The 19,138-nt window shown below is 63.4% G+C and carries 16 protein-coding genes; 6 read left to right on the top strand and 10 right to left on the bottom strand.

All coding sequences use genetic code 11. From position 1 onward, the window contains the following. Nucleotides 1–159: 159 nt before the first annotated feature. The gene (gene infB, locus ACE4RL_RS01835) at nt 160–2,760 is read left to right on the top strand and encodes a translation initiation factor IF-2 (protein ID WP_375600216.1); all 2,601 of its coding nucleotides are present in this window, start codon (nt 160–162) and stop codon (nt 2,758–2,760) included. A 74-nt stretch (nt 2,761–2,834) separates the two neighbouring features. Then, on the top strand, nt 2,835–3,380 hold the full coding sequence (locus ACE4RL_RS01830; RefSeq protein ID WP_375598839.1) for a histidine phosphatase family protein: 546 nt from the start codon (nt 2,835–2,837) through the stop codon (nt 3,378–3,380). Here the strand turns inward: ACE4RL_RS01830 and ACE4RL_RS01825 are convergent. From ACE4RL_RS01825 to ACE4RL_RS01795, 7 genes are all read right to left on the bottom strand, one after another. Continuing rightward, on the bottom strand, nt 3,377–3,706 hold the full coding sequence (locus ACE4RL_RS01825) for a hypothetical protein (protein ID WP_375598838.1): 330 nt from the start codon (nt 3,704–3,706) through the stop codon (nt 3,377–3,379). The two genes, ACE4RL_RS01830 and ACE4RL_RS01825, sit on opposite strands and share 4 nt — an antisense overlap. 30 nt (nt 3,707–3,736) lie before the next feature. Continuing rightward, nucleotides 3,737–3,922 (bottom strand): hypothetical protein, encoded by a 186-nt coding sequence (locus ACE4RL_RS01820; RefSeq protein ID WP_375598837.1) that lies wholly within the window; start codon nt 3,920–3,922, stop codon nt 3,737–3,739. Nucleotides 3,923–4,086: 164 nt separating this feature from the next. Further along, on the bottom strand, nt 4,087–4,827 hold the full coding sequence (locus ACE4RL_RS01815) for a L,D-transpeptidase (RefSeq protein WP_375598836.1): 741 nt from the start codon (nt 4,825–4,827) through the stop codon (nt 4,087–4,089). A 250-nt stretch (nt 4,828–5,077) separates the two neighbouring features. After that, nucleotides 5,078–7,213 (bottom strand): polyribonucleotide nucleotidyltransferase, encoded by a 2,136-nt coding sequence (gene pnp, locus ACE4RL_RS01810; protein ID WP_375598835.1) that lies wholly within the window; start codon nt 7,211–7,213, stop codon nt 5,078–5,080. A gap of 308 nt (nt 7,214–7,521) precedes the next feature. Then, nucleotides 7,522–7,791 carry a 30S ribosomal protein S15 gene (gene rpsO, locus ACE4RL_RS01805; RefSeq protein WP_375598834.1) on the bottom strand — a complete coding sequence of 90 codons (270 nt, stop codon included), beginning with the start codon at nt 7,789–7,791 and terminating at the stop codon, nt 7,522–7,524. Between the two features lie 189 nt (nt 7,792–7,980). Continuing rightward, nucleotides 7,981–9,687, bottom strand: a complete 1,707-nt coding sequence (locus tag ACE4RL_RS01800) for a sensor histidine kinase (protein WP_375598833.1) — start codon at nt 9,685–9,687, stop codon at nt 7,981–7,983. Nucleotides 9,688–9,737: 50 nt separating this feature from the next. Then, nucleotides 9,738–9,932, bottom strand: coding sequence for a hypothetical protein (locus tag ACE4RL_RS01795; protein ID WP_375598832.1), 195 nt, complete (start codon nt 9,930–9,932; stop codon nt 9,738–9,740). Between the two features lie 94 nt (nt 9,933–10,026). On the opposite strand from ACE4RL_RS01795, the gene miaB reads away from it, so the two are divergent. After that, nucleotides 10,027–11,436, top strand: a complete 1,410-nt coding sequence (miaB, locus tag ACE4RL_RS01790; RefSeq protein WP_375598831.1) for a tRNA (N6-isopentenyl adenosine(37)-C2)-methylthiotransferase MiaB — start codon at nt 10,027–10,029, stop codon at nt 11,434–11,436. Between the two features lie 22 nt (nt 11,437–11,458). On the opposite strand, the gene ACE4RL_RS01785 is transcribed toward miaB, so the two are convergent. After that, nucleotides 11,459–11,968, bottom strand: coding sequence for a hypothetical protein (locus ACE4RL_RS01785; RefSeq protein WP_375598830.1), 510 nt, complete (start codon nt 11,966–11,968; stop codon nt 11,459–11,461). Nucleotides 11,969–12,163: 195 nt separating this feature from the next. Here ACE4RL_RS01785 and ACE4RL_RS01780 point away from each other — a divergent pair, with 195 nt between their 5' ends. The 3 genes from ACE4RL_RS01780 (at nt 12,164) to ACE4RL_RS01770 (ending at nt 14,834) form a co-directional block, all read left to right on the top strand. Further along, nucleotides 12,164–13,225, top strand: coding sequence for a PhoH family protein (locus ACE4RL_RS01780; protein WP_375598829.1), 1,062 nt, complete (start codon nt 12,164–12,166; stop codon nt 13,223–13,225). Nucleotides 13,226–13,236: 11 nt separating this feature from the next. Next, nucleotides 13,237–13,713 (top strand): rRNA maturation RNase YbeY, encoded by a 477-nt coding sequence (gene ybeY / locus ACE4RL_RS01775; protein ID WP_375598828.1) that lies wholly within the window; start codon nt 13,237–13,239, stop codon nt 13,711–13,713. A gap of 86 nt (nt 13,714–13,799) precedes the next feature. Next, on the top strand, nt 13,800–14,834 hold the full coding sequence (locus tag ACE4RL_RS01770; protein ID WP_375598827.1) for a hemolysin family protein: 1,035 nt from the start codon (nt 13,800–13,802) through the stop codon (nt 14,832–14,834). A 233-nt stretch (nt 14,835–15,067) separates the two neighbouring features. Here the strand turns inward: ACE4RL_RS01770 and ACE4RL_RS01765 are convergent, their stop codons facing one another. Next, the gene (locus ACE4RL_RS01765; protein ID WP_375598826.1) at nt 15,068–17,983 is read right to left on the bottom strand and encodes an FAD-binding and (Fe-S)-binding domain-containing protein; all 2,916 of its coding nucleotides are present in this window, start codon (nt 17,981–17,983) and stop codon (nt 15,068–15,070) included. Nucleotides 17,984–18,065: 82 nt separating this feature from the next. Continuing rightward, on the bottom strand, nt 18,066–18,998 hold the full coding sequence (locus ACE4RL_RS01760; RefSeq protein ID WP_375598825.1) for a LysR family transcriptional regulator: 933 nt from the start codon (nt 18,996–18,998) through the stop codon (nt 18,066–18,068). Between the last annotated feature and the right edge of the window lie 140 nt (nt 18,999–19,138).

Below are 19,138 nucleotides of genomic sequence, written 5' to 3'. Positions count from 1 at the left end.
AAGCGTTCCGACGACACTGGCGCCAAGAAGACTCTGACCCTCAAGGGCGGCGCCGGGCTGGGCAATCGCCCCGGCGGGACGTCGCGTGGGCCTTCGCGCTCGACCGTGGTCGTGGAAAAACGCACCCGCGTGGTGCCCAAGCCTGGTGGACAGCCTGGCATGGGCGGCGGCCGTCCGGGTGCGCCCGGTGGCCAGTCTGGCCGTCCGCAAGGTCGCCCCATGCAGCAGCAGAACCGTGCCCCGCTGGGCCTGAGCGCCGCCGAGGCCGAAGCTCGCCGTCAGGCGCTGGCTATGGCCGGTGCCCGCCAGGCCGAGGACAAGGAGCGCTTTGCCGCCGAGGAAGCCCGCCGCGTCGAGGAAGACAATCGTCGCCGGCAGATCCGTGAGGAAGCTGCGCGCGCCGAGGAAGAACGCCGCAAGGCTGAAGAAGAAGCCCGCAAGGCTGAACAGGCTGCAGAGACCGCCCGTCCCGAGCCCGAACAGCCGCGCGAGGAATTCGTTCCGGCCAGCCAGCGCAATCCCGGCCCCTCCACGGTGCGTACCGTGGCCGGCCGCCCCGGTCAGCCGCCGCGTCCGCAGCGCGCCGAACGGCCTTCGGGCCGTCCGAGCGAAGGCGAGCGCGGTGCCCGTCCGGCCGGAGAACGCCGTCCGGCCGCCGCTGGTGCAGGCCGTCCCGGTGGACCGCGCCCGGCTGGCGCCGGCATGGCCCCGATCGGCAATGTGCCCCCGGCCCCGCCCAGCGAGGCTGATGGCCGCCGCACCCGTACCGGTGCGCCCCAGCAGCGTCCGACCACCCAGGCCGAGATCGAAAATGCCCGCCGCGCTTCGCGCGCCCAGCCCGAGCGCCCCTCGCGTCGCGGTGCGGGTGACAATTCTTCGCGTGGCCGCCTGACCGTTGCCAGCGCCACCACCGAGAGCGATCGCGATCGTGGTCCCTCGCTGGCCGCCATGCGCCGCCGTCGTGACAAGAAGATGGGCCGCAACCAGCAGGATGCGCCCAAGCTCAGCCGCGAGGTCATCATTCCTGAAGCCATTACCGTTGGCGAACTCGCCAACCGCATGGCCGAGCGCTCCGTCACCGTCATCAAGATGCTGATGCAGCAGGGTGAAATGGCCAAGATCACCGATGTGATCGATGCCGACACCGCCGAGTTGATCGCCACCGAGCTGGGCCACACGGTCAAGCGTGTTTCGGAAGCCGACGTCGAAGAAGGTCTGTTCGACCTGCCCTCCGACGACAAGGCCGAGGATCTGGCCAACCGTGCCCCGGTCGTGACCATCATGGGTCACGTCGACCACGGCAAGACCAGCCTGCTCGACGCCATTCGCGAGGCCAATGTGGTTTCGGGCGAGGCTGGCGGCATCACCCAGCATATCGGCGCCTATCAGGTCGACAAGAACGGCAGCAAGGTCACTTTCCTCGATACCCCGGGCCACGAGGCGTTCACCGCCATGCGTGCCCGTGGTGCCCAGGCCACCGATATTGCGGTTCTGGTGGTGGCGGCCGATGACGGCGTCATGCCCCAGACCATCGAGTCCATCAAGCACGCCAAGGCTGCCGGGGTCCCGATCATCGTGGCCATCAACAAGATGGATAAGCCTGAGGCCAATCCCCAGCGCGTGCGCACCGAGCTGCTGCAGCACGAGGTATTCGTTGAATCCATGGGCGGCGATGTGCTCGACGTGGAAGTCTCGGCCAAGTCCGGCGAAGGTCTCGACAAGCTGCTCGAAACCATCCTGCTGCAGGCCGAAGTGCTCGAGCTCAAGGCCCCCCATGATGGTCGCGCCGAAGGTCTGGTCATCGAAGCCAAGCTCGATCGCGGCCGTGGTGCCGTGGCCACCGTGCTGATCCAGCGCGGCATGCTCAAGGTTGGCGACATTGTCGTGGCCGGCACCGAAATGGCCCGCGTCCGCGCGCTGATTAACGACAAGGGCGAGCAGGTCAAGGAAGCCGGGCCCTCCATCCCGGTGGAAGTTCTGGGCTTTACCGGCGTTCCGAGCGCCGGCGACCGCTTCTCGGTGGTCGAGAACGAAGCCCGTGCCCGTGAAGTCACCGAATACCGTCAGCGCGCCATTCGTGAGAAGACGGCGGGCGGCGGCGCGACAAGCCTTGAGCAGATGATGAACCAGCTCAAGATCGCTGGCATCTCCAAGTTCCCGCTCATCATCAAGGGTGACGTGCAGGGTTCGGTGGAAGCCATCGTGGCCTCGCTCAACAAGCTCTCGACCGACGAAGTCTCGGCACAGATCCTGATGAGCGGCGTGGGCGGTATCACCGAAAGCGATGTCACCCTTGCCTCGGCCTCGAACGCCATTGTCATCGGTTTCAATGTCCGCGCCAACAAGCAGGCGCAGGACCTGGCCACCCGCGACGGCATCGAGATCCGCTACTACAACATCATCTACGACCTCGTGGATGACGTGAAGAATGCGATGTCGGGCCTGCTCGCGCCGGAACGCCGCGAAACCTTCATCGGCTACGCCAAGATCCTGGAAGTGTTCCAGATCACCAAGGTGGGCAAGGTCGCCGGCTGTCAGGTCACCGAGGGCATCGTCGAACGCGGCGCCGGCGTGCGTCTGCTGCGCGACGACGTGGTCATCCACGAAGGCAAGCTCAAGACGCTCAAGCGCTTCAAGGATGAGGTCAAGGACGTCCAGACCGGCCAGGAATGCGGCATGGCCTTCGAGAACTACGAAGACATCCGTCAGGGCGACGTCATCGAATGCTTCCGCGTCGAGACCGTCCAGCGCACGCTGTAGGGCCTGGATCTGGAAACGAATTGAAGAAGGGCGCGACCTGACGGTTGCGCCCTTCTTGTTTGAAAGGGGTCTCGATGGGTCGCATCATTCTTGTTCGCCACAGCATCCCCGCCATCGATCCCGCCACGCCTGCACGCGACTGGGTGCTTTCATCCGCCGGCGTGACGGCGGCCGAAGACCTGGCCGGCCGGATGGATGGCTTTGAGATGACCGCTATCGTCTCCAGCGACGAGCCCAAGGCACGACAGACCGCCGAAATTCTCGCCCATGCCCACAACTGGCGTCTGGACTGCGATCCCGACCTCCGCGAACACGACCGCAGCACGCTCGGCTTTCTGCCCAGAGCCGATTTCGAGGCGGGTATCGCCCGTCTCTTCGCCAATCCCGGCGACCTGGTCTTTGGCAGCGAAACCGCTGACGCGGTCAGGACACGGTTCAAAGCGGCGGTGGCGCGGACACACCGCGCCAATGCGGGCGGAGACCTGCTGCTGGTCACCCATGGCACGGCGATGACGCTCTATCTGGCGCAGATGGCAGAGATCGAGCCGCTGTCCTTCTGGCAGGCAATGACCATGCCCATGGCCGTACTGCTCGATGGCGGTACCGTCACCCCGCTTTAGCGGGCCGGTGGACTGTCCTGCATCATATGGACGATCTGGGCCGCGACCAGCTCGCGCGACGCCGTCGCATCCACCTTTTCGCCAAAGGCCGGGTTAGCATGCATCGCTACGCACTCGGCCGACCGCCGCTGCTCGAATGCGGTCATTTCGCTCCGCCCCTCCGCAATCCCGCGCCGCAGGAGGCGTGCGTGGATCACCTCCAGCGGCGCCACCAGGCAAATGCGCTTGACCGGGGCGGTCGTGCTCAGCGCGCGTGCAAACGCATCGAGATAGTCAAGATTGGTAAAGGCCATGGGCACGATCACGATCCCGACACGCCAATGCATCAGCCGCGCCTGATGCACGATCAGCCGGCGTCACAGGTCCATGTCCTGGTATTCGGCCGGTTGGTGGCCAAGGCCCGGCATCCAGGCCGGCAGGCGGCGCAGCACGTAGCCGATATGCTCGGGGTCGGAAACCGCTGCATTGGGCATCTGGCAGGCGACCAGCCGTGCCGTCGTCGTCTTGCCGATCCCGAAAGATCCGTTGAGAAGTACGAACATTTGTCCCCACCGACACGCGACAAAATCATCGCGGACCAATTTGTCCAAGAAAAGACCCGCCTCCATCTCTGGAAAGCGGGCCTTGGTGTTGCCGGAAGCGGGTGACTACGGTGGGGGTCCGCCGCCGGCAATTTTCTAGACCACTTAAGTGTGGCCGAATGAGTTTATCCGATCACCGGGGTGAGGCCTGGCGTCGCCACCAGGCTACCTGCTGGTGAGTTGATCACGGTCACTCGCGCGCCGACCGGTACGCGGGCATAAAGGTCGATAATGTCCTGGTTCATCAGGCGAATGCAGCCCGAAGAGACATTGGTGCCGATCGTATAGGGCTCGGTGGTGCCGTGGATACGGAACAGGGTGTCGCGGCCATTTTTGTAGAGATACAGCGCGCGCGGCCCCAACGGGTTCTCCGGGCCGGGCTCCATGCCATTGGCATAAGGGCCATAGCGCTCCGGCTCGCGCGCAATCATGGATTTGGTCGGCGTCCAGCGCGGCCATTGCGCCTTGCGGCCGATGGTGGCCTCGCCGCGGAACACCAGCGCCTCGTCCTTGCCCACGCCAATGCCGTAGCGCAGGGCGCGATTGTTCTCGAGCACGAGATAGAGATAGTGCGCGGGGGTGTCGACCACCAGCGTGCCGGGCCGCTCTGAGGTGTAATAGGGCACTTCCTGGCGCCACCATTTGGGGTCGACGCGCCTCAGATCCATGCCCGCGACCATATAGGGCTCGCCCGTCACGGGGCCATACATGCGCTGGTAATAGGGGTCGATCACCGGTTCCTGCACCACTGGCTGGCGCGTGCTGGAACAGGCCGAAAGAGCAGTGGCGGAAAGGCCAAGCAGAAACAGGCGGCGGGAAATCAAAACAACAACCTCGGGGCAGACGGGGAAAAAAGCGGACGTCATGCACGTCACGCTTATGAGTAACGCTTGATGGCCTTAACGTGGCGCCAATACGGCGAGTTCCTCGCCGCAATGTGATGAGTGCACGAATGTTGCGCACCGGCCACACCTGGCTCTCGGCGAGCGCGGCGACGACCTCCATCACCGCCGGAGCAGCCGCAGCGGCTGCCTGGGGCGCCCCGCCACCGGGTAAAGAAAAGGCCGGGCGAGCGGCCCGGCCTTTTCACCATGTGTCTGCCTGGATGGCACAGCCTTACTCGGCTGCGTCTTCCTTGGCGAGTTCCTTGCCGGTCTCCTGGTCGACGACCTTCATGGAGAGGCGAACCTTGCCGCGCTCGTCAAAGCCCAGCAGCTTGACCCAGACCTTGTCGCCTTCCTTGACCACATCGGTGGTCTTGGCCACGCGCTGGTCGGCCAGCTGGCTAATATGCACCAGGCCGTCCTTGGCACCGAAGAAATTGACGAAGGCGCCGAAGTCGGCGGTCTTGACCACCGTGCCCTGATAGATGGCGTTGACTTCGGGCTCGTCGGTGATCGACTTGATCCACTTGATGGCCGCATCGATCTGGGTGCCGTCCGAGGACGAAACCTTCACCGTGCCGTCGTCTTCGATATTGATCTTGGCGCCGGTCTTTTCCACGATCTCGCGGATGACCTTGCCGCCGGTACCGATCACTTCACGGATCTTGTCGGTCGGGATCTTGAGGGTTTCGATGCGTGGCGCGAATTCGCCCACTTCACCGCGGCTCTGGCTGATCGCCTTGGCCATTTCACCCAGGATGTGGATGCGGCCTTCCTTGGCCTGGGCCAGGGCAACCTTCATGATCTCTTCGGTGATACCGGCGATCTTGATGTCCATCTGCAGCGAGGTGACGCCTTCTTCGGTGCCTGCCACCTTGAAGTCCATGTCGCCCAGATGATCCTCATCGCCCAGGATATCGCTGAGCACGGCGTATTTCTCGCCTTCCAGGATCAGGCCCATGGCAATGCCGGCCACCGGACGCTTCATCGGCACGCCGGCATCCATCAGCGCCAGCGAGGTGCCGCAGACGGTTGCCATCGAGCTCGAACCATTGGACTCGGTGATTTCCGAAACCACGCGCAGCGTATAGGGGAATTCCTCGATCGAGGGGCGGATCGGGTTGATCGCGCGCCAGGCGAGCTTGCCGTGGCCGATTTCGCGACGACCGGGCGAACCCATGCGGCCAGCTTCACCGACCGAGTATGGCGGGAAGTTGTAGTGCAAGAGGAAGTTCTGCTTGTAGGTGCCCTCGAGGCTATCGATGAACTGCTCGTCATCGGCAGTGCCCAGCGTGGCAACCACCAGCGCCTGGGTTTCACCGCGGGTGAACACGGCCGAACCATGGGTGCGGGGCAACACGCCCACTTCCGCCAGGATCGGACGGACAGTCTTGGTGTCACGGCCGTCGATGCGGCTGCCGGTGTCCAGAATGTTCCAGCGCACGATCTTGGCCTGGAGGTTGTGCACCACCTCGCCCAGATCTTCCTTGGAAACCTCGCCCGCTTCGATCTTGGCGGCAAAAGCTTCCTTGACCTTGGCATTGGCGGCGTCGACGGCGGCGTAGCGGGCCTGCTTGTCGGTCAGCTTGTAGGCCGCGCGCAGATCGGCTTCGGCCAGCGCCAGCACTTCCTTTTCCAGCTCCGAATAGTCCGGGGCGGTAAAGTCGCGCGGTTCCTTGGCGGCCAGCTCGGCCAGCTTGATGATCCCTTCGATGACCTGGGCCGAGGCCTTGTGGCCGAACATCACGGCACCCAGCATCACCTCCTCGGAGAGCTCCTGAGCTTCCGATTCCACCATCAGCACAGCGTCCTGCGTACCGGCCATGACCAGGTCCAGCTTGCTGTCGCTGCGGCGGTCGATCGAGGGGTTCAGCACATATTCGCCATCGATATAGGCGACGCGTGCCGCACCGATCGGACCCATGAAGGGAACGCCAGAAATGGTCAGCGCAGCCGAAGCGGCCACCATGGAGAGAATGTCGGGATTGTTTTCCAGGTCATGCTGGAGAACGGTGATGACGACCTGGGTCTCGTTCTTGTAGCCATCGGGAAACAGCGGGCGGATCGGGCGGTCGATGAGGCGCGAAACCAGGGTTTCGTTCTCGGTCGGGCGGCCTTCGCGCTTGAAATAGCCGCCCGGGATCTTGCCGGCGGCAAAGTATTTTTCCTGATAGTTGACGGTCAGCGGGAAGAAGTCCTGGCCCGGCTTGGGCGACTTGGCGCTGACCACGGTGGCCAATACGACGGTTTCGCCCAGCGTTGCGAGCACGGCACCATCGGCCTGGCGGGCCATCTTGCCGGTTTCGAGCGTCAGGGGCTGGCCGCCCCAGTTGAGCTCGACCTTGTGGTGATCAAACTTGATCGACATCTTTATTCGTCTTTCCATTCTGCCGGAAGCGCGGGAACGCGGGGCTAGGCTTTGACCCCACGAACGTCTCCGGTGTGCCCGCACCCCGCCTCGCACCCATGTGCGCGCCGGGCTCAAAATCAGGCACGGGTTCATGTCTGGCACGGACAGAACATGGACAAGACAATGAGCCTCTCCAGCAGCGGAAGAGGCCGATAATCCTGCCATGCCCCGGCAATGCCGGCCTATGGCGCCAGACCGTTCAGGTCCGGCATGCCCTAACAGGGCAAACCGGCGCGGAAGGGGTCTCCCGCGCCAGAAAGTCGTGCCTAGCGACGCAGGCCGAGCTTTTCGATCAGCGTCTTGTAGCGGTTCTCGTCCACGCGCTTGAGGTAGTCGAGAAGCGAACGACGGGTCGAAACCAGCTTCAGCAGGCCACGGCGGGAATGGTTATCCTTGTTGTGGCCCTTGAAGTGCTCGGTCAGGTTCGAGATGCGCTCGGACAGGATCGCGACCTGGACCTCCGGCGAACCGGTATCATTGGCCTTGGTGGCATATTCCTGGATGAGCTGCGTCTTGCGTTCAGCAGTGATCGACATCGGGCATATCCTTTCAAAACAATTAGGATGGGGGTCGCCCCAGCCGGGATGTCGTCCAGGAGGGGCCGTGTTCATGCAGGTCCCGGGCATAGCGGCCCGGTTCCGGCTGGCGCTGCTATAGGGCAAATGGCGCGCAAAAGCCAGAATTTATTGGACTGCCGGGCTTGCCGGGTTCAACCGCCACGGGGCCTATGGGCCTGGGGCCGGCTCGTCCGGCCGCTCAGCGGCAAAGTCGGGGTCGAGCGCGCTCAGCGGCACCTCGAAAGTCCACTCCACGCCGTCCTCGTGAACCTCCCGCTCCACCTGCGCGCCCAGGGCGCCGCCAACCATGGTGCGCAACACGATCGTGCCGAAGCCCGATCCTTCGCCCAGCACCAGCTTCCGGCCCAGATATTCGCGCCAGCGCATATGCAGCATGCTCGTGCCGATGTCCCAGCGCAGCTCCAGCCGGCCATCGGGTTCGGCAAACGCTCCATGCCGCGTGGCATTGGTCGCCAGTTCGTGCAGGGCCATGCCCAGGATCTGCGCACCCTGCGGATTGATGCGGATATCGGGTCCCGCAACGGTCAGGCGGCTATCCTCTGGCGGACGGAACGGCGCCAATTGCTGCTCTGCCAGGTCAAACAGCATCACCCCGGCCCGGCCATGCGCCAGCAGCAGGTCGGTCGAGCGCGCCAGCCCCATGATGCGCCGCTCCAGCGCGGCCACATAGCTGGGAATATCGCTGGCGCCGCGCGCGGTCTGCTTGGCCATGGCGGCAATCACCGCCATCTGGTTTTTCGAGCGGTGGGCCAATTCGCGCATCAGAAAGCGGATATCGCGATCCGCGGTCTGGCGCTGTTCGGAGGCCTCAGCCAAGGCCTGAGACACGTCGGCAATCTCGGCGATGGGGTAAGTGCGTGGGTAGACGGCCTCGCCCCGGCCCAGCCGCGCCGCGTCCATCTGCAAGCCCTGCACCGAGCCCCCGATCCGACGGGCGATCATGGTGGCGACCGCGGCGGCCAGCAGGGCGATCAACACGCCCCAGAGGCCGAGCTGAAAGATGGAATCCTGCAATGGCCGCTGCACCTGTGCGGCGGCGGCCCAGGCGACGATCCGCCAGCCGGTATAGCCGGAGCGCCACTCGGCCGTAACGACGCGTTCCCCGTTCCATTGCTCCTGTACCCAGCCATCACCCGTCGCGCCCTCCATATTCTGGCGGATGGGGAGAATGGAGCCGATGTCGAGATTGGAACCGACCGTGGCGGCGATCACGGCATTGTTGGTGTCGACCAGGGCCGCATGCCAGCCCTCGGGCAATTGGCGCGATTGCAGTGCAGGGACCAGATTGCGCGCATCCTGCGTCATGGTCACCAGCCGCACCGGCCCGGCGTCGCTGACCGGCAGCCAGACATTGAACACATAGGTTTGTGCCGTCTGCCCGAAAAACAGCGGCGAAATGGTCGATACCCCGCGCTCTATGGCGCGCTGTGCGGTTTCCGCGTCGGAGGTCGATCCAAGCTCTGCGCCATAGCCGACCCTGGTATTGAGCAATTGCTTATAGTCGTCATCGACCGCGATCAGATAGGAGCCGGTACCGGCCAGGGCACTGAGCGTCCGTTGATGAAACCCCGCCAGATCGCCCTCCTGCAGCGACTGGCTGGTGGATAGCACCCGCAATGTGGTCGCCATGCCGTTGATTTCGCGGTCGACCGTCTGGCCCATCGCCTGCACCGTGGTACTGGTCAGGGCCGCCAGCACCTTTTGCTGGGCGTCATGCGTGCTGTTGAGAAGGACGAGCGCCACGGCGAGGGCCGGGATCAGAATGGCAAGCACCAGTGCGACCAGATAGAACGCAATCGGTCGCCCGCGCCTCTGCGCCAGCTTGGCCCTCTGCTGGACCGTCTTGTCCGCCATTTGCCCCAGCTTTCGTTGCCTGTGCCACCGCTTTAGCGGCAATCGGTTACTTAATACTTGGCACTTGAATCGCTCGCCGGGAAGCTTTCGTCCACCGCCTCGTCCGTTTCGTCCCAGTTCTCCGGTTGATCTGCCATTTCCTGGGGGCCGGAATTGCGCACCTGTACCGGCGAGTCCTTGGGGCCGGGCTTGCGTCCGTTGCGCAAGGCAGCGGCATCTTCCGATTTATGCTTGTCGTCTGCCATAGTTCTGTTTTCCTGTGAAACCATACAACACGCCCAAAGCATACTGGTTGCAGGGGCATGGCATCCGATTGCAGGCTCTGGTAAACAGCGCGGCATGAGCGATATCGAAACCCTGCCCGAGACCGCGCCCAAACGCGTCTTCATCAAGACTTATGGCTGTCAGATGAATGTCTATGACAGTGACCGCATGGCCGATGCCCTGGCTCCGCACGGCTATCTGCCGACCCACGAGATCGCCGAGGCCGACCTGGTGCTGCTCAACACCTGCCATATCCGCGAAAAGGCCAGCGAAAAGGTCTTCTCCGAGCTCGGGCGATTGAAGGAACTGCAGGGCGAGAAGCGCGCCGCCGGCGGCGACATGATGATCGGCGTTGCCGGCTGCGTGGCGCAGGCCGAGGGCGAGGAAATTGCGCGCCGCGCCCCTGTCGTCGATCTGGTCTTCGGTCCCCAGGCCTATCACCGCTTGCCCGACATGCTGGAAAAGGCGCAAGGTCAGCGCCACATGCATCCGGCGCTTAAAAAAGCCGTGATCGACACCGACTTCCCCGAGGAAGACAAGTTCGAGCACCTGCCGGCAGCCAGGAAGGAAGTCACGATCAAGCGCGGCTTAACCGCTTTCCTCACCGTGCAGGAAGGCTGCGACAAGTTCTGTTCCTTCTGCGTGGTCCCTTATACAAGAGGCGCCGAGGTCAGCCGCCCGGTAGCTCAGGTGCTCGCCGAAGCGCGCGGCCTGGTCGAAGCCGGGGTCAAGGAAATCACCCTGCTCGGCCAGAATGTGAATGCCTATCACGGCCTCGATGCGGCCGGCCGCAGTGTTGGCCTTGGCGAACTGGCTTTTCTGCTCGCCGAGATCGAAGGGCTCGAGCGCCTGCGCTACACCACCAGCCATCCGCGCGACATGGACGACGCGCTGCTCGCCGCCCATCGCGACCTGCCCTTGCTGATGCCCTATCTGCACCTGCCGGTGCAGTCCGGTTCGGACCGCATTTTGAAGGCCATGAACCGCAGGCACACGGCGGCTGAATATCTCTCGCTGATCGAGCGCATCAAGGCCGCCCGTCCCGACATGGCGCTCTCGGGCGATTTCATCGTCGGTTTCCCCGGCGAAACCGATGCTGATTTCGAGGACACGCTGACCATCATCCGCGAGACCGGTTATGCCTCGGCCTATTCGTTCAAATATTCGACCCGCCCCGGCACGCCCGGCGCCAACCTCACCGATCAGATCGCCGAGGAGGTGAAAACCGAGCGGCTCTATCGACTGCAGGAGTTGGTCAACAAGCAGACGGCAGACTTCCACGCCTCCTGCGTCGGCAGGACCCTGCCCGTACTGATCGAGCGGGTCGGACGCATGCCCGGTCAGGTCGGTGGGCGCTCTCCCTATCTGCAGGCGGTGCATCTCGATGGCTCCACCGATCTGATTGGCGCGATCCATGAGGTGGAGATCGTCGGGACCAGCACCAATTCGCTGGTGGGCCGGCTGAAGCAGGCCGCGGCGGCCTGAGACCCTCCGGACCTTTGCCTCGCTAAAATTGCGGCCGGGTGAAGTGATCTTCGAGGTGTTCCACGATCGGCGCGAACCGAGGTTTCTCGGCGGCCGGGAACGTCATCTCGAAGGCCGAAAAGCTCGTGCGGTCCTCTGAGAACATTACCTTGGTGTAGAAGATCGTTTCTTCCCCCGGGCGGCTCGGCGCATAGAACCCGGAGAGCACGAACCATGACGGGCCACCGGCGCGATAAGTGACTTGGCTGATACCGGGCCCTGCGGAGAGCCGGTCTTCAAGGGTGTTCCGGTCCAGCCCGATCGCCGGACCGCCATAGAGCCTGAGGGTGGCAGACCCGCCCCGCTCCACCAGGGTGGTACCGGGGGTCTGTCCGTTGGGGTCGAGCATAAAGAGACCAAGCGGCAACTGCGCCGAAAACCCGAACTCGTCATCGGTATAGGTTTGCCAGCCCGCATCGACCCTCTGCCCCGGCGCCGGCCCCGTTGAGAGCAGCAGCATGGCAAAGATGACGCCGAGAAACTTCCAGCTCATGATGGCCTCGAAAGCATTGGTGGAGTGCTGTCACGCAATGCGCGATTGGCAGTGAGCGTTCCCTTGCTTGTACAACGGGCCTTGCGTCACAATATTGCTACAGACAACGAACCCAAATCAGCCTAGCCTCGTTGTTGTCCGGGCGCTGCCCTCCGCGGCGCCCCTTTCGGGAGCCGAGAAAGTTTGAGCAGGCACTTGCCACCCACCGCCGATAACGCCCTCGCATCGCAACTCGAACTCGCCTTTGATGACAATCGCCTGGCTGCCCAGCTCTATGGCGATTTCGACCAAAACCTCGCCCTTATCGAACAGCGCCTTGCCGTCAGCGCCACGCCGCGCGGCAATCATGTGCTTTTGAAGGGCGCCGCTTCAAAGGTCGATCAGGCGCGTCGGGTGCTTGAATCGCTCTATGCCGGGCTCGAAGAGGGCCGCAGCATGGACATTGCCGACGTCGATGCGGTTATCCGTATGATCGAGACCGAGGATAGCCAGCTCACGCTGCCCACCCTTGAGCGCAAGGGCAAGGTCCGTATGGCCCAGATTGCCACGCGCAAATCGACCATTGTCGCCCGCACCCCGGCGCAGGACGCCTATATGCGCGCCATGGAGCGCAGCGAATTGGTCTTCGGAACCGGTCCCGCCGGTACCGGCAAGACCTATCTGGCCGTGGCCCACGCTGCGTCCTTGCTCGAACGCGGCGATATCAACCGCATCATTCTTTCCCGCCCGGCCGTCGAAGCCGGCGAGCGCCTGGGCTTCCTGCCGGGCGACATGAAGGAAAAGGTCGATCCCTATCTCCGCCCGCTCTATGACGCGCTTTACGACATGATGAAGCCCGAAAATGTCGAGCGCTGCATCACTTCGGGCATTATCGAGGTCGCCCCGCTCGCCTTCATGCGCGGCCGCACGCTCGCCAATGCCGTGGTCATTCTCGATGAGGCGCAGAACACCACATCCATGCAGATGAAGATGTTCCTGACCCGCCTGGGTGAGAACTCGAAAATGATCGTCACCGGCGACCCCAGCCAGGTCGATTTGCCGCGTGGCGAGAAATCGGGCCTGGTCGAAGCGGTCAAGCTGCTCGATGGCGTCGAAGGCGTGCATGTGTCCCGCTTCAACGATCAGGATGTGGTGCGTCACGCGCTTGTCGGCCGTATCGTTCGGGCCTATGAGCAGGATGCTGCGCGACGCATCGCTGAAAAGGATGGGGACCGGGACGGTCTGGCGCGCACACTGGGCACCATGCCCCGGAGCTGAACCGCATCCCGATGCCGCCATCGCCACCGCTGGAAATCGCCGTCATCCGCCATGCGGATGGCTGGCCCGATCACTTTGATGCGCTGGCCGAAAAGGCGGTGCTGGCCGCTTTGGCCGGCGCCAAGCCGAAAATCAAGGGTGCAGCGGAAATCTCGGTTCTCCTCACCGACGATGCCGAACAGCGCGAACTCAACGCCCAGTGGCGCGGAAAAGACAGTTCCACCAATGTGTTGAGCTTCCCTCAGATCGAGCCATTCGACCCCGTCATCGGCCTTTTGGGCGACATCACCCTGGCCCGGGAAACGCTTGAGCGTGAAGCGGCCGACCTGGGCAAGAGTCTGGAGGATCACTTCACCCATCTCATGGTGCATGGATTTCTCCACATTTTAGGGTATGATCACCTTGATGAGACAGAGGCCCTTCAAATGGAGGGACTGGAAACCCAGATATTGGCAGGGCTTGGGATCGCTGATCCCTATGCCGAATGAATTTTCTGGCGGGAACCCCGGATCGTCCGGGGCATTTCCGGTCTCATAGGACAGTCAATTGGCCGCTTTTGTGCGGCGCGAGATGAATGAACGATAGCGACAGTAGGGCCCTACGGGTGGCCGAAAACCCCGAACCTCCTTCTAGTCCCGCCCCCGCCGTGTCGCGGGGGCCGACCCTGTGGCACCGCATCCGCAGCCTGATGGCGCGGACCACGGTGTCCCTGCGCGATGATCTGCAGGAAGCGCTTGACGATACCGGCGGCGCCGAAACCGGTGACTTTTCGGAAAGCGAACGGCTGATCCTTCAGAACGTTCTCAAGCTCTCCAAGGTATCGATCGACGACGTCATGGTGGAGCGCTCCGATATCCAGGCTGTGCCCTCCGATATCAATTTGGGCACACTGCTCGCCCGCTTCCGCCAGGTCGGCCATTCGCGCCTGCCGGTTTATGAAGATGGGCTCGACAATATCGTGGGCTTCATCCACATCAAGGATGCGCTGCAAAAGATCACCGAACCGGTGACCGATCCGGAAAAGGACGTCCCGGTCAAGCTGCTCTCGACCGCCCTCCGCCAGAAGATCGGCCGGCTGGGCATTCTGCGCAAGGCCATGTTCGTGCCCACCTTCATGCCGGCGGCCGATCTGTTGCAATCCATGCGCGCCAGCCGCGTGCATATGGCCATCGTGGTCGATGAATATGGCGGCACCGACGGGCTGGTCACCATCGAGGACCTGCTCGAAGCGGTGGTGGGCGAGATCGAAGATGAACACGACGTCGCCGAGGCGGCGCTCATCCGCAAGGTCGGCGAAGACGTCTTTGTCGCCAATGCCCGCGCGGAACTCGAGGACGTGCAGGCCATGATCGGCCCCGATTTTGATCCTGGCGAGCATGCCGAGGATGTCGATACCATTGGCGGCCTGGTCTTTGACCTGGCCGGTCATGTTCCCAAGCGGGGCGAGCGGATCAATGGCATCAGGGGGTTCGAGTTTGAAGTGCTGGCCGCCGACAGCCGCCGCGTCAAACGCCTGCGCATCCACCGCAAGCGCGACCATATCGTGGCTGTCGAGCCCCTGGCCATCACCGACCAGCGCGCCGTCCTCGAAAAGCAGGCGGCGGAATAACCACCAACCGTCCCGCTCGGCAAATCACCACGTGAGATTTGCCCTGAGAGCTATGCTGGAATGGCGGGATGCCGTTGCTGCAGGTTTGCCCAACTCTTATCCCTCCCCACAAGGGGAGGGAGATGATAGCTCCAAACGGCTCCCCGTGAGGGCTTCGAACCGTCCTCAAGGGCAAAACTCTGCGGTGGAGAGTTTGAGGTAAGAAGGATTGAGGGGGGGTGACGGGCAAAGACCTATCGGCTCGCCCACTCCAGCAGGCTCGCCAGTCCCACGAAAGGCACCCCGACGCGCTCGGATAGGCCCGAGGCGCAGGTCGACACCGTCGACACGCCCAGCTCGCATCCCTCCGGAACATCATTGCCCACCCGCCGCGTCGCGTGTTCGTTGAGTTCGGGCACGAACAGCCCCTTGTCGCCCGCATAGCCGCAGCAGGTGATCGACGACAAAACCGCCACCTTCTCGGCACAGGCCCGCGCCACCGCCTCGGTCATTGGCTGTTCGAACAGCCGTTGTGCCGAGCAATTGTGGTGTACCGCCACCACCGGCAGCCGCTGCGTGATACTCAGTTTCGGCAGCACATGCTGGGCGAGGAACGCGGCCGAATCCGCCACCGCCGCATCGCCGGGAAATTCTTTCAAATGCTTGGCGCATGTCGAAGCGTCCGTCACCACCTGCAACCGTCCGGCATCTGAAAGCCGCGACAACTCACCCTTGAGCGCCCCGCCCACCTCGGCCGCCTGCTCGGGAAAACCCTTGGATTGAAAGGGTTGGCCACAGCATTGGCCATTGAGCTTCTCCGGCACGATCACATCATAGCCGGCCCGCTCCAGCAGCGCGATCATCGCCGCCGGCGTGTCGAGCAGTTGGTGGCTGGTCCTGGGTGCACCAAACATGCGGCTGGGACAGGCCGGGAAATAGACCACGCTCGGCCGCCCGGTCTGGGCAATCGGCACCGGAAATCCTGTTGTGCGCGGGTCCTGCCTGCTATTGCGAACCTTGGGCGCACCTGGCCCGTGGTGCAGCGCGCGAGACACCCGCGGCACCCGTTTGCCGGTCATTCGCCGTGCCGCATCGGTCACGGCTTCCACTGCCGGCGCCGGAATAATGGTCCGAGCTGTATCGGCAAGCGCCACCCCGCCGCGCATCATAATTTCCACCGCGCCCCGATGGTCGGCCGCCAATTGGGCAACCCAATGGGCGGTCGGTCCGCGTCGCTTCGCGCGTTCGCCCATGATCATGGTGCCGGTCTCAATGCCCACCGGGCACCGGAGGGAGCACAGATTGCACGCCGCGCAGGTATCAAGGCCGGCATATTGGAAATCGGCTTCGAACCGCGCCAGCCGCGCGGGGTCCTCCCCGGTTTCGCGCAATCGCGCCCGCTCTCGCGTCACTGCAATGCGCTGGCGCGGGGTCAGTGTCATGTGGTGGCTGGGGCAGGCCGGCTCGCAAAATCCGCATTCGATGCACAGATCGGTGAGCTCGTCAGCCAGCGGCATGACCTTCAAATTTTTGATGTGGATCTTGGGATCGTCATTGAGCAGCACGCCCGGATTGAGCAGTCTTTCCGGGTCGAATATCGCCTTGATCCGGTGCATCAATTGATAGGCCTTGGCGCCCCATTCCGCCTCCACAAAGGCGGCAATGGCGCGGCCGGTGCCGTGCTCGGCCTTGAGCGAACCGCCATAGCGCACCGAGACCAGCTCCGAGAGTTCCTGGTTGAACAGGTCGAACTTTTCGGCCGCACCGGTCTCGGCAAAATTGTCGCTCATCTGGAAATGCAGGTTTCCGGCCAGCGCATGTCCGAAAATGATCGCGTCGTCATAGCCGTGCTTGTCGAGCAGATTGCGCATGTCGACCACGAACTCGGCCAGCCGCTCGATGGGCGCAGCCACGTCCTCGGTCAGCATCGAGGTGCCCTTGGGCCGCGCCGCGCCGCCTGAGGTGAAGAACCCCTTGCGAATATCCCACAGGGCCGCGCTGCGCTGGGCATCGCGACTGAGCTCGATATGAGTCGCGCCATGGTGCTTGAGCAGGTCTTCGGTCTTGGCAATTTCAGCCAGCAGGGTCGCCTCGTCCGGCGCGGTCACATCGATCAGCACCGCCGGAGAGTCTGCCGTCAGCCAGGGCAGCAGCGGCGCCATGGGCGGCAGATGCTCTACCGTCGCCAGCGCGCGCCGCTCGATATATTCAGCCGCCGTGACACCGGTCGTCACCTGCACGCCGCCATTGGCCATCTCGATAATCGCGCGCCCTGCCGCCTGCGGGTCGGGAAACGGGACAAGGCCCGTCGCCTTGAACGGATGCTCGGGCACGGTGTTGTAGGTCACCTCGGAAACAAATCCGAGCGTGCCTTCCGAGCCCACCATCAAATGGATCAGGATATCGAGCGGGTCATGATAATCGACCAGCGCGTTGAGCGAATAGCCCACCGTGTTCTTGATCCGGTACTTGTGCCGGATCAGGTCTACCAACTCTGCGTCCGCCATCACCTCGTGATGCAATTGATGGATCTGTTCGAGCATGGCCGCATGGCTGATGCGAAAGGCATCGCAACTGGCCGCATCGCCCGAGTCGAGCATGGTGCCGTCCGTCAGCACGATCCGCAAACGCGCCATGGTGTGATAGGTGTTCTGCGCCACCCCACAGCACATGCCTGATGAATTGTTGTTGACCACCCCGCCGATCTTGCAGGTGGCCTGGCTGGCCGGGTCGGGGCCGATCTTCTTGTCGAAGGGTTTGAGCGCCCGATTGGCCTCCGCCACGATAATTGCCGGCCCCAGCGTGACCTGTTCGGCGCCGGGGTGGATGTCCAGCTTGCGCCAGCCATCGCCGAGCACCGCCAGCACGCCATCGGTCACGGCCTGGCCCGACAGCGAGGTGCCGGCCGCCCGGAACGTCACCGGCAAGCCCTCTGCCCGTGCCGCCTTGAACACGGCGCGCACATCATCCTCGGAATTGACGAACACCACCACCGCCGGGATCAGCCGGTAAGAGCTGGCATCGCCGCTCCAGGCATAGGTCATCAGCGGGTCGGTATGGATGGCGCCCTGAACCTGTCCTTTAAGGCGTGTGGCAACGCGTTCTCCGGCCGCCAGGCGGTCAGGGGTCGGGGCTTGGGGCTGAAGGGAGAAATCGAGGGCTTGCTGCATGGTGTCTAACTAACATGTTAGTCGGGCATGGGAAACACAAATCGCGGGCCCAACGCGACTGGCAATGCGTGTTGGTGCACTCTTATGAGGCCGGCTCCCAGGGCGGCAACACTGCGTTACAAGCTCTGGTGATCCGTCCGATCAGCTCTTCGACCCGTGCCTCACCGCGGCGCTCCTTGAGTACATAGATGCCGGTCACCGCGCGGCGCGGCTCATCCTTCTGCTCCACTTCGACCAGGCCGCGTTCGCCAAAATGGTCGCGCAACACATGGGTGTGGACCAGCACCGCATCGGTCGCCAGCGCGTAGTCGACGCACGCCGCCAGCGAGTTGGTGCGGAACGCCACACTGGTCCGGTCGAACACGGTTTCCACGCGGGTGCGCCGGCGGGAAGGATCGAAGAACCGCTCGTGCCGGCTTTCCGCGAGCGAGCTGATCACAATGGGATAGCTGTCGATCTCGGCCAGGCTCCGCGGCCCGCCCAGCAGCCCGTGGCCCTTGCGCACGAAGAAGGCATTGTAGACCCGGGTCAGCGGCACGAAATCGGTGCCGATCGCGCCGCTCAAGCCGTCGATTTCATGGGCGAGAAACATGGATATATCGCCCGAGAGCATCTGGTCCATCAGCCGAAGCTGATTGCCCAGGCTGATTTGCACCGGCGCCTTGGGGAATTCGCGCTGATAGTCCACCACCATGTCGCGCAGGAACATGGTCCACCAGGAATAGCCCGTACCGATCGACATGCCGCGTTCCGAGCCGCGTTTCTGGTCGGCAATGGCGTTGAGCGTGTTGTCATAGAGCCGGCGCATCAGCCGCGCATTTTCGTAGAGCGTCTCGCCATAGCGCGTCAGCGTCATGCCGCGCGAGGACCGATCAAACAGCGGGGCCCCTACGGTTTCCTCGAGCTTGTTCATATTGAAGCTCAGCGTGGGCTGGGTGATGAACAGGGCTGTGGCCGCCCCGCTCAGCGAACCAGCATCGGCGACGGCCAGGAATTGGGTGAGCAGCTTGTCCATCGGCGATCCTTTCCGATTCGTGATCGGATATAGAAATTATCTATAGTGTCACCGAAATTTCGTAGTTTTCCAATTGGCTTTTTTGCGCCACTGTCTGCCTTAGGAGGAGATGGCGGCCGCCTGAGGAGACTGGCCTGCCC

Origin of the sequence: Devosia polycyclovorans, assembly GCF_042181575.1 — a bacterium.
GTDB classification, from domain to species: domain Bacteria; phylum Pseudomonadota; class Alphaproteobacteria; order Rhizobiales; family Devosiaceae; genus Devosia; species Devosia polycyclovorans.
The sequence above is the reverse complement of the archived record's forward strand: the minus strand, read 5'-3'. Positions and strand labels throughout refer to the sequence as shown.